General features: G+C 70.0%; 8 protein-coding genes, 1 pseudogene and 1 riboswitch. Of the genes and pseudogenes, 2 read left to right on the forward strand and 7 right to left on the reverse strand.

Going from position 1 to position 11,012, the window contains the following annotated elements; genetic code table 11:
• The 7 genes and pseudogenes from IE312_RS11005 to IE312_RS11035 form a co-directional block, all read right to left on the reverse strand.
• On the reverse strand, positions 1 to 1,325 hold a 1,325-nt coding region (locus tag IE312_RS11005), incomplete at its 3' end, for a DEAD/DEAH box helicase (RefSeq protein WP_229899510.1).
• Between the two features lie 310 nt (positions 1,326 to 1,635).
• A complete protein-coding gene (locus tag IE312_RS11010) occupies positions 1,636 to 1,839 on the reverse strand; it encodes a cold-shock protein (RefSeq protein ID WP_043505040.1) in 204 nt (67 codons plus the stop codon).
• Positions 1,840 to 2,414: 575 nt separating this feature from the next.
• Positions 2,415 to 2,657 (reverse strand): DUF5302 domain-containing protein, encoded by a 243-nt coding sequence (locus IE312_RS11015; protein WP_189980700.1) that lies wholly within the window; start codon positions 2,655 to 2,657, stop codon positions 2,415 to 2,417.
• Positions 2,658 to 2,822: 165 nt separating this feature from the next.
• A pseudogene (locus tag IE312_RS11020) lies at positions 2,823 to 3,018 on the reverse strand (DEAD/DEAH box helicase); the annotation flags it as partial.
• Positions 3,019 to 3,312: 294 nt separating this feature from the next.
• Positions 3,313 to 4,089, reverse strand: a complete 777-nt coding sequence (locus IE312_RS11025; protein WP_189980702.1) for an XRE family transcriptional regulator — start codon at positions 4,087 to 4,089, stop codon at positions 3,313 to 3,315.
• A gap of 212 nt (positions 4,090 to 4,301) precedes the next feature.
• Positions 4,302 to 4,751, reverse strand: coding sequence for an SH3 domain-containing protein (locus IE312_RS11030; protein ID WP_189980704.1), 450 nt, complete (start codon positions 4,749 to 4,751; stop codon positions 4,302 to 4,304).
• Between the two features lie 214 nt (positions 4,752 to 4,965).
• Positions 4,966 to 6,225, reverse strand: a complete 1,260-nt coding sequence (locus IE312_RS11035) for a hypothetical protein (protein ID WP_189980706.1) — start codon at positions 6,223 to 6,225, stop codon at positions 4,966 to 4,968.
• 250 nt (positions 6,226 to 6,475) lie between these two features.
• Positions 6,476 to 6,701: riboswitch (cobalamin riboswitch) on the forward strand.
• Between the two features lie 167 nt (positions 6,702 to 6,868).
• Between IE312_RS11035 and metE the strand changes: the two genes are divergently transcribed.
• Entirely contained in the window at positions 6,869 to 9,187 is a 2,319-nt protein-coding gene (metE, locus tag IE312_RS11040; protein WP_189980708.1) for a 5-methyltetrahydropteroyltriglutamate--homocysteine S-methyltransferase, read from the forward strand.
• Between the two features lie 185 nt (positions 9,188 to 9,372).
• The coding region (locus IE312_RS11045) for a ribonuclease J (protein ID WP_189980710.1) at positions 9,373 to 11,012 on the forward strand (1,640 nt) is incomplete at its 3' end.

Here is an 11,012-nt window from a genome sequence, read left to right on the forward strand (position 1 = left end):
GCCTCTTCGCCGGCGCGGACCTGGGTGGTCTGCGGGACGATGCCGGCCGCTGCCATGAGGCGGGTCATGCCGCGGCGCTGGTTGGGGGTGACCAGGGTGACGACACTGCCGGACTCTCCTGCGCGGGCGGTACGGCCGCCGCGGTGGAGGTAGTCCTTGTGGTCGGTCGGCGGGTCGACGTTGACGACGAGGTCGAGGTTGTCGACGTGGATGCCGCGCGCCGCGACGTTGGTCGCTACCAGTACGTTGACGTGCCCGCTCTTGAACTGTGCCAGCGTGCGGGTGCGCTGTGGCTGTGACTTCCCGCCGTGCAGGGCGGCGGCCCGTACCCCGCTGTTCAGGAGGTGCTCGGTGAGGCCGTCGACGGCGTGCTTGGTGTCGAGGAACATGATCACACGACCGTCGCGTGCGGCGATCTGGGTGGTGGCCGTGTGCTTGTCGGCGCCGTGAACGTGGAGCACGTGGTGCTCCATCGTCGTGACCGCGCCGGCCGAGGGGTCGACGGAGTGCACAACGGGATCGCTGAGGTAGCGGCGCACGAGCAGGTCGACGTTGCGGTCCAGAGTGGCGGAGAACAGCATGCGCTGGCCTTCGGGGCGGACCTGGTCGAGGAGGGCGGTGACCTGCGGCATGAAGCCCATGTCGGCCATCTGGTCGGCCTCGTCGAGGACGGTGATGGAAACCTGGTTCAGTCGGCAGTCGTGACGGTCGATGAGGTCTTTGAGGCGTCCCGGCGTGGCGACGACGACCTCGGCGCCGGCGCGCAACGCGCTCACCTGCCTGCCGATCGGCATTCCGCCCACCACCGTGGCCAGCCGCAGCCTCACGGAGCGGGCGTACGGGGCGAGCGCGTCGGTGACCTGCTGCGCCAGCTCACGCGTGGGCACGAGAATCAGCCCCAGCGGCTGCCTGGCCTCGGCGCGCTGCCCGGCCGTACGGGCCAGCAGCGCCAGCCCGAAGGCGAGGGTCTTGCCGGAGCCGGTGCGGCCACGGCCCAGTACGTCGCGGCCGGCGAGGGAATTCGGCAGGGTCGCGGCCTGGATCGGAAAGGGTACGGTCACGCCTTGCGAGCTGAGCGCGCCCAGCAGCGCCGCGGGCATGTCGAGGTCGGCGAAGCCCTCCACCGCGGGGAGCGCGGGAGTGATCGTCTTGGGCAGCGCGAACTCCCCCTGGACCGCGGCGGGCCGGCGGCCGTAACCACCGGAACGGCCCGGCCCGCCGGAGCGGCTCCTGGCCGACGAACCGAATCGGCTGCCGCCCCTTCCGGATTCGGCACTGCCGTTACGGGTGCGGTTGAAGCGGTCGTTCGTGCGTGTGCGGTTCATGCGGAACCTTCCTCGATGCGGCACATATCAAGGAATTCCCGCAGCGATCAGCAGCACAGAGAATTGCAAGAATGAACCGGTGGAATGCGACAGCGAATCTGACCGACGAAAGATCCGTGCGGCGCAGAAGCTGGAATGAGTGGCGCGAAGCGGACGCAATGTTCGGGCGTCCGCCGCGATGAAACTGTGCAGGGATGCATGCACCCCTGCACGATGCCCCGCAGTCGGAACCACTGCGGGAAAATGCGAGTAGCTGGGGCCCGCACCCCGAAGGACGCGGGCCCCAGCTACAAGTACGCGACGGTCAGCGTCAGGCGAGGACGATGTTCTCGGCCGTCGGGCCCTTCTGGCCCTGCGCGATGTCGAAGGTCACCTTCTGGCCCTCGATCAGCTCACGGAAGCCCTGGGCGGCAATGTTCGAGTAGTGGGCGAACACATCAGCGCCGCCACCGTCCTGCTCGATGAAGCCGAAGCCCTTTTCCGCGTTGAACCACTTGACAGTACCAGAAGCCATGTCATTTCTCCTTTGGGGCAGTTCATCGGGATCCGCACTGCACGGACCCCGTGTCGCCGCGATGATCACCCCGCCGGGAAAAGACCGGATAACAAAAGTGCTTCCAGTGGCCAACGCCGCCTGGTGGGCACTTGAAGTTTTGGGAACCACGACTGCAACTGAGATCGACAGTAGCACGCCGAAGCGGCCTGTGTACGGTGAAGAATCCCACCCCCGCTTAATGCGGTAGAGAATCTGTCTGCCTGTTCCGTTGAAACCTCAGCTCGCGGGCACAGATTTTGGGGGGCGCGCCCAGCGTGAGGTGCGGGCGGGCGTCTCCGGCGCACGCACGGGAGCGGCCATATCGAAGGTCATCAGGATCAGACCGTCGATCAGCTCTCATCCCGGAATTTCAGTTCGGCGGCGCCACCGACCCGGACCAACCGCATCTGGTCCATTCCCCCCAGGCGAGTCCGCCGGCTACGCCCCGCCCGCAACGCGCGCACGGGCATGCGCACGTCGCGGGCCACTGCATGGGACCCGCGAGTGGATGGCGCAAATGCCGGTGAAGCGGTTAGATCGCGGGACTCATCGACTCAGCCGCCGCTCTTGCGCCTGAACGACCGCTGGCTCGCAGCCGGGCCATGCGCCGAACGCACCTTCGACGCATCGGACTTGGCGGCAACATCAGCGGCATCCGCCGACGCACCGCGCTTGCGCGCCAGGGCTTCGCGGAACTTGCGCTTGAGGTCGTAGTTGCCGTCGCTGTCCGGCTCCAGTGGGGACGTCTCGGGGGCGGCCGGCTCCGAACCTTCCGTAGATACGGGCTCTGCGGTCATGGTGACCTCCTGGGTTCGGGGGGGATGGGCAAGCACAGCTTGTCATGCCGGGCGCAGTGCGAGGCGCCGGCAACATCATCCTGCTTCAGTTTCGGCGGGCATCCCTCCCGCGGCCAAAGGCGTTGACTTCGTAGGTGAGGCGCACCGCCGCCAGGGCAACGGCTCTCAGCCGTTGCGACGCACGAGGGCGGCCTTGCTGGTGCCGAGGCCGCGGAAGGGAGCGTTGGTGTTCTTGGGTCGGGGGACGGCGGGTCCGCCGTCGAGCGGGATCCCGGAGGGAGTCTTGGCACCGGTGATCCGGCTCAGCTCCACCTCGCCCCGAGCGCACCTTGGTGACGGTCGGCTCGATGCCGGCCCCGGGGCAGCGGTGCCGACGCCGGAGCTGCAGCACAACCTCCCGGAAGCCCCCGCCGGCCGCGCGTGTAGGAGCTTGCGGGAAACCGGTCTGACCGGGTCGAAGACCTCGCTGACTCGGAACGGGGAGTCCGAGGGCATCAGTGCCCGCGCCGGACGCTGCACCCTGTCCCGTTCAACTGCCGGTCGGCGCCGACGACCACCCGCACCGCCCCCCTGCCGTACTCCGGCCGCATGCCGTACTCGGGCGGCCCCGGCCAACGGCTCGGCGGGCGAACCGTCGCCCGCTCCGGGCAGGGGATCAGCCCTCGTCCGGATCCTGGACGTCCAGCCCGGTGCAGGCCAGTTGTTCGGCCACCTCCGCGCAGGCCTCGACGCCCCGGGGGGAGCGCACGGAGAGCATCGGGCTCGTGTAGCCGGTGGTGTCGTCGGCCGGGTAGGTCGTGGAGAGGACGTCCCGGCCCGCGCGTACCGAGACCTCGCGGGCGTGCGGGGAGCGCACCCGCACCTCCGACCAGGCGGTACCGCAGGCCGGGGAGTAGCGCAGCCGGACGGTGTACGCGGGGTCGGTGACGGTGCTGGTGGTCCGCGCGTCGCGTGCGCAGGCCGTCGCGTCGGGCAACTGGCCCCGGCAGGACGGCCTGTGGCAGTGCGGGACCGCCATCACGACCGGCGTACCGGTGGAACCGCTCCGGTCGTGCGCGGCGACGGCGGCGCCCACCACGGCCGTCACCCCCGCCAGCGCGAGCACACACAGTGGCAGCCACCGCCGCCCGCCCGCGCGCCGGGGTCCGATCCCGTCCGGGGTGCTCACGGGCGACGGCCCGTCGGCGGTGTGCTCGGTGGCCTCCCACAGGGCCAGTACCGCGTCGGGGTCGACGCGGGCCAGCCGGGTGAGCGCCTCCACGGCCGGCCGCGGTGGCCGCTGAGCACCGGTCAGGTAGCGGTGCCAGGCGGACTTGCTGTACGGGGTGCGCGCCGCCAGCGCCGCCAGGCTCAGCCCCGTACCGTCCTTCAGTTCCCGCAGTCTGGCCAGCAACGGTTCGTCGGGCGCGGTCGGTTTTTCGGGGTGGGGCATGGTGCGTCCCTCGACTCCTTTTCCACTATGGGCGCTTCGCCCTTGATGCCGGAATGGCTTCCCGAGGGGAAGGCGGTTGCAACACTCAGTGAGGTGTGAGGAGGGTGAGGCACATGAGCGCGTCGAAGGCCTGTTCGGGGATGCGTGGTCCTCGAACAGGCCTCGACGGTCGGGGTGGGCGGCGGTTCAGGGGGTACGGCGGTGGAGGATCGTCAGCACCACGGGAGCGGGGCGTCGACCCTGACGTAGCGGGCGGAGACATAGCCCCTGTGGTGGGACAGCCGGTACCAGGTGTGGTTGCCGAACACCCCGGTGCCGTAGCGCTTGCAGGTGAGGGCCACGAGCCGGTGGTGGCGCCGGTGGCCGACCACCCGGTAGCCGGTGCCCGGGCCGGAGCGGACGTTCAGCGTGAGGCGGTGCGTGACCACGTGGCCCACGACGGGGATGCCACGCCGGTGCGACGCAGTCCGCACGATGACGCTGCGGTGGTGGCGGGCGGTGCGGTGCCTGGCCGGCTGCGAGGGGAGGGTGTGCCGCACACCGGCCGCGGGCGTGGGGTACGGGGTGGTGCCGCCCGCCGGGGCGGCACCGGCCGCCGTGGGCAGGACGGCGAGCACCGCGACCGCGGCCAGCAGGCCGCTCTGCAGGGTGCGTCGGATCATGGAAACCTCCGGGCTGTCGTTCTCGTGACCACGCACCGTGATCACGACAGCCAGCGTTTCCGTGACGAGCTGTAAGAATGCCGTTCCCACGTCCCGTGGGACGCCGGGGACGTCCCCGGGAACGGGCGGGGCGCGGGGGACGGGGAGCCGGCGAGGACCCGCCCGGCCACGAAGTCCGTCGCGGACCGGGTGGCCGGGGTGTGTGATCAGCAGGCTACAGCTGCGGCTGTGGCATGCGCTGCCAGCTGAAGGGGCCGTACGTGGTGCCGGTGGCGGGGTGGTTGGCGTTGGGGTCAGCAGTCAGTCTGAGCCATTCCAGCGGTGTGGTGCTGCCGTGTACGACGATGCGGTGGAAGTTGGGAACGTTGTAGTACGGGTGCTCGATCCACGCGTTGTTGCCCGGGTCGTGGGTGCATATGCCGGAGCCGGTGGCAGGGTCCGTCTCGCCGGTGCAAGCTGCCGTGGGCGACAGGGGGTTGTCCGAGCGGTACAGGTGCGAGTCACCGTTCAGCATGAGCACCGGACGCTTGAACTCGGTGCTTTTCGCCGCCACTTCGCTGATGATCGGTTCGTAGTTCGTCAGGTGGTCCTTGCTCTTGCCGTCGAGGTCCCACATGTCGGCCTGCGTCGAGATCACTACGGCCTTGGCGTGCCTGGCCTGGGCGTCGGCGAAGGCGGCATCGAGCCAGCGGACGTCTGCCGCGGCCCGGTCGGTCCGTTCGTCGGTCTGCGCCTGAGTCGCGGTTGGCACCTTGTACCAGGGGTCGGCGTCGTTGTTCGAGCCGCCGGGCACGTTGATGGTCACGAAGACGATGTCGTTCTGTGCCCACATCACGTTCTCGACGTACTGGGCGTCGCCCGGGTGGCTCGGGTCGTAGGCGGTGGCCTGGGAGACCACGTTCAGTGTGCCGCTGCCGAGGGTGTGGCCGGGCTGCGCGAAGAAGTCCTGGCGGATCTTGGCGAGGTTGTCGAGCGGGTTGCCGCAGCGGTAGCTGACGCAGTCCGCGGGGTCGGTGGACAGACCACTTGCCCCGATGTATTTGATCGCGCCGAGGCTCGGGTCGTAGAAGCCGCCGCCCTGGCCGGGCGAGGTGAGGCTCGACGCCTTGTGGCAATCGGCCCACTCGTTGTCGCCCGGTGTGTAGAGGAGCGGCTTGCTGAAGGTCTGCCACGTGGTGGCGATCGAGGCGTCGTAGTCCTCGGTGCAGAACTCCTTGCCCGAGTGGATGTCGCCCACCTGGATGACGTCGCTGACCGTGGGATCGCTGTTGATGGTACCGATGAACGCCGGGACCTTCCGGAACTGCGAGGTGTCGGCGGTCTGGCCCCCAGGCGCATACGCCGACTTTCCGTACGGCGAGTCTCCGAACACGGCGAGCGTCAGTGGGCTGTCGGCCGCCGAAGCGGTGGCGGCCGGCAGTACGGATGAAGCCAGGCCGACGGCGGCGAGCGTGATGAGCCCGCGCTTGAGCATGCGTCCCAACGTGCGTCCTCTCTCAGGTCCGGGTGAGGGGGGCGCTCCAGTGGACTGACTCAGAGCGAGCGGGGCGTGGCGCCAATGGCCGCCTGTAGATGACGAACAAGCGAAGTTCCGGGGGTGCCCCCAGGCCGGTTCGCTCCCGGCCGGGGGCTCGGTTACGGGTGAGATCTGGCCGGCGCGAACGTGGTCCGCCTCACCGTGCGGATGTTGAGCGTCCCGCTCTCCTCTCCCACGATGACCCCGTAGGCTGGCCCGTGCAGCTGGTTCGCCCCGTCCGCCAGGCGGGATGCGTCGCAAGAGGGAACCCGGTGGGAATCCGGGACTGCCCCGCAGCGGTGAGCGGGAACGACCGCCGTCATACGCACTGGGCCCCGGGAGGGTCTGGGAAGCGACGGCCAGTAGGTGTCTCCTACGACTTCGTACGAGACGTGCCCGCGAGTCCGAAGACCTGCCAACTGCCCGTGTGCGAACCACTCGCGCGCGGACATCCCGGTGACCTCGAGGGCGGGTCGGCGACCGAACCAGGCGGAGGACCGCGCTGTGCCGCGCGGGCTCGTACCCGTCCGGTTCCGTCACCCCTTCGCGCTCTCGTCCCGGTCCCGGGATCTCAGGGATTCATCTCGCGAAGGAGATCTCCGTGACCACCAAGCCCGCAGCCGCGGCAGCACGGGCCACCGTGTACGGCTACCCCCGCCAGGGACAGAGCCGAGAACTGAAGAAGGCGATCGAGGGTTACTGGAAGGGCCTCATCACCGCCGCCGCCCTCCACGCCACCGCCGCCGGCCTGCGCCGTACGAACTGGCAGCAGCTCGCCGAGGCCGGGATCGACGAGGTGCCCACGGGCGACTTCTCGTACTACGACCATGTCCTGGACACCACCGTCATGGTCGGCGCCGTCCCCGCCCGCCACCGGGAGGCCGTGGACGCCGATCCGCTCGACGGGTACTTCGCGATGGCCCGCGGCACCCAGGACGTCGCGCCGCTGGAGATGACCAAGTGGTTCGACACCAACTACCACTATCTGGTGCCCGAGCTGGGTCCGGACACGGTCTTCGCCGCCGACGCGACCAAGCAGGTCGACGAGCTGAAGGAGGCGCTGGCACTGGGTCTCACCGCCCGGCCCGTGCTGGTCGGCCCGGTCACCTACCTTCTGCTGGCCAAGCCCGCACCCGGCACACCGGCCGACTTCGAGCCGCTCACCCTGTTGGACCGGCTGCTGCCGGTGTATGCCGAAGTCCTCGCCGACCTGCGGGCCGCGGGCGCGGAGTGGGTCCAGGTGGACGAACCCGCCCTCGTCCAGGACCGCACCCCGGCCGAACTCAACGCCGCCACCCGCGCCTACCGCGACCTCGGCGCCCTCACCGACCGGCCCAAGCTGCTCGTCGCGTCCTACTTCGACCGGCTCGGCGAGGCCCTGCCGGTACTCGCCAAGGCCCCGGTCGAGGGCCTGGCCCTGGACTTTACCGAGGCCGCCGCCGCCAACCTCGACGACCTCGCCGCCGTCGGCGGTCTGCCCGGCAAGCGCCTGGTGGCCGGAGTCGTGAACGGCCGCAACATCTGGGTCAACGACCTGGCCAAGTCCCTCACCACCCTGGGCACCCTGCTCGGACTGGCCGATCGCGTCGACGTGGCCGCCTCCTGCTCCCTGCTGCACGTCCCGCTCGACGCCACCGCGGAACGCGACATCGAACCGCAGATCCTGCGCTGGCTCGCCTTCGCCCAGCAGAAGACACGCGAGGTCGCCACGCTCGCCAGGGGCCTCGCCCAGGGCACCGGCACGATCACCGCCGAACTGGCCGCCAACCGCGCCGACCTTGCCTCACGAGCAGGCTCGCCCATCACTCACGACCCGGCCGTGCGGGCTCGCGCGACCGCGGTCACCGACGCCGACACCCGCCGTTCCCAGCCCTACGCCGAACGCACCGCGGCCCAGCGGGCCCACCTGCGCCTGCCCCTCCTGCCGACCACGACCATCGGGTCCTTCCCGCAGACCGGCGAACTGCGCACGGCTCGCGCCGATCTGGGAGCCGGCCGCATCGACACCGCCGGCTACGAGGAACGGATCAAGGCGGAGATCCAGGAGGTGATCGCCTTCCAGGAGAAGACCGGCCTGGACGTCCTGGTGCACGGCGAGCCCGAACGCAACGACATGGTCCAGTATTTCGCCGAACAGCTCACCGGCTACCTCGCCACCCGGCACGGCTGGGTCCAGTCCTACGGCACCCGCTACGTCCGCCCGCCGATCCTCGCCGGCGACATCTCCCGCCCCGAGCCGATGACGGTGCGCTGGACGACGTACGCCCAGTCCCTCACCTCTCGGCCGGTCAAGGGCATGCTCACCGGCCCGGTCACCATGCTCGCCTGGTCCTTCGTCCGCGACGACCAGCCCCTCGCCGACACCGCCCGGCAGGTCGCCCTCGCCCTGCGCGACGAGGTCGACGATCTTGAGGCGGCGGGCACTTCGGTGATCCAGGTGGACGAACCCGCGCTGCGCGAGACCCTGCCGCTGCGCGCGGCCGACCGTCCGGCCTACCTGGACTGGGCGACGGAAGCCTTCCGGCTGACCACCGGCGGTGTGCGCCCGGACACACAGATCCACACCCACATGTGCTACGCCGAGTTCGGCGACATCGTCCGGGCCATCGATGACCTCGACGCCGACGTCATCAGCCTGGAGGCCGCCCGCTCCCACATGCAGGTCGCCCGCGAGCTCGCCGCCCACGGCTACCCGCGCGAGGCCGGACCCGGCGTCTACGACATCCACTCCCCTCGCGTCCCGAGCGCCGAGGAGGCCGCCGACCTGCTGCGCACGGGCCTGGAGGCCATCCCCGCCGAACGGCTCTGGGTCAACCCCGACTGCGGCCTGAAGACCCGCGGCTGGCCCGAGACCCGGGCCTCCCTGGAGAACCTGGTCGCCGCCGCCCGCACCGTCCGCGGGGAGCTGCCCTCCTCGTGACCTGACCGGACACTCGTCCGGGCCGGGGTGCCACGAGCGCTCCGGCCCTGACGCGTCCGCCGGACAGGAAACCGACAGCCGCGTGTCCCTGCTCGGCCGTCGGCATCCTACTGCGGGTCGAATCGAGCGCTCGGATCCGGCAGGCAATGGATCATCCCGCGCCGCACTCCGGGTACCGTCAGGGTATGAGTCATCCGCATCCCGAACTGAAAGCCGCCCCGCCTCTTCCCGAAGGAGGGCTGCGGGTCATTGCCCTGGGCGGCCTAGGTGAGATCGGCCGCAACATGACCGTCTTCGAGCACGCGGGCAAGCTGCTGATCGTCGACTGCGGCGTGCTGTTCCCCGAGGAGACCCAGCCCGGCGTGGACGTGATCCTGCCGGACTTCACCTCGATCCGGGACCGGCTGGACGACATCGTGGCCGTGGTCCTCACCCACGGCCACGAGGACCACATCGGCGGCGTGCCGTACCTGCTGCGCGAGCGGTCCGACATTCCCGTCGTCGGCTCCAAGCTGACGCTGGCGTTCCTGGAGGCCAAGCTCAAGGAACACGGCATCCGGCCGCGCACCGTGCGGGTACGCGAGGGTGACCGGCGTAGCTTCGGGCCCTTCGACTGCGAGTTCGTGGCGGTCAACCACTCCATCCCCGACAGCCTCGCGGTCGCGATCCGCACCCGGGCCGGGATGGTGCTGCACACCGGCGACTTCAAGATGGACCAGTTCCCCCTCGACGACCGCATCACCGATCTGCGCGCCTTCGCCCGACTCGGCGAGGAGGGCGTGGACCTGTTCCTCACCGACTCGACCAACGCCGAAGTCCCCGGCTTCACCACCTCCGAGCGAGAGCTGAACCCGGCGATCGAGCAGGTGATGCGCACCGCGCCACGACGGGTCATCGTCTCCAGCTTCGCCAGCCACGTGCACCGCATCCAGCAGGTCCTCGACGCCGCCCACCAGCACGGCCGCAAGGTCGCCTTCGTCGGCCGGTCGATGGTCCGCAACATGGGCATCGCCCGTGACCTGGGCTATCTGAAGGTCCCCTCCGGTCTGGTCGTCAGCACGAAGGAGCTGGAGAAGCTCCCGGACCACAAGATCACTCTGGTGTGCACCGGCTCCCAGGGCGAACCGATGGCCGCGCTGTCCCGGATGGCCAACCGCGACCACATGATCCGCATCGGCAAGGGCGACACCGTCCTGCTCGCCAGCTCCCTGATCCCGGGCAACGAGAACGCCATCTACCGGGTGATCAACGGCCTCACCCGGTGGGGCGCCCACGTGGTCCACAAGGGCAACGCCAAGGTGCACGTCTCCGGGCACGCCAGCGCCGGCGAACTCGTCTACTGCTACAACATCGTCAAGCCCCGCAACGTCATGCCCGTACACGGCGAATGGCGCCACCTGCGAGCAAACGCCGACCTCGCCATCCGTACCGGTGTCGACCCCGACCGGGTCGTCATCGCCGAGGACGGTGTCGTCGTCGACCTGGTCGACGGGCGCGCGGCCATCACCGGCAAGGTTCCCGCCGGCAACGTCTACGTGGACGGCATGGAGGTCGGCGGCGCCACCGAGGCGTCCCTCAAGGACCGCCTCACCCTCGCCTCCGAAGGCGTGGTCACGGTGGTGGCGATCGTCGACGCGGACACCGGTGCCCTCGCCGAGGCCCCCGACTTCCTGGCCCGCGGTTTCGTCCATGACGACGCCACCTTCGAGCCGGTCGTCCCCGTCATCGAGAAGACCCTGGCCAAGGCGGCCGAGGAAGGCGTCGGGGACGCGCGCCAACTCGAACAGCTCATCGCCCGCGCCGTGGCGAACTGGGCGTTCCGCAC

The sequence above is a fragment of the Streptomyces capoamus genome (genome assembly GCF_014654935.1).
In the GTDB taxonomy this organism is placed as follows: Bacteria; Actinomycetota; Actinomycetes; order Streptomycetales; family Streptomycetaceae; genus Streptomyces; species Streptomyces capoamus.

Coding starts and splice junctions, on each gene's coding strand:
- IE312_RS11010 (WP_043505040.1), bottom strand. CDS start 1,839: ATGGCTTCTGGTACTGTCAAGTGGTTCAACGCGGAAAAGGGCTTCGGC.
- IE312_RS11015 (WP_189980700.1), bottom strand. CDS start 2,657: ATGACCGCAGAGCCCGTATCTACGGAAGGTTCGGAGCCGGCCGCCCCC.
- IE312_RS11025 (WP_189980702.1), bottom strand. CDS start 4,089: ATGCCCCACCCCGAAAAACCGACCGCGCCCGACGAACCGTTGCTGGCC.
- IE312_RS11030 (WP_189980704.1), bottom strand. CDS start 4,751: ATGATCCGACGCACCCTGCAGAGCGGCCTGCTGGCCGCGGTCGCGGTG.
- IE312_RS11035 (WP_189980706.1), bottom strand. CDS start 6,225: ATGCTCAAGCGCGGGCTCATCACGCTCGCCGCCGTCGGCCTGGCTTCA.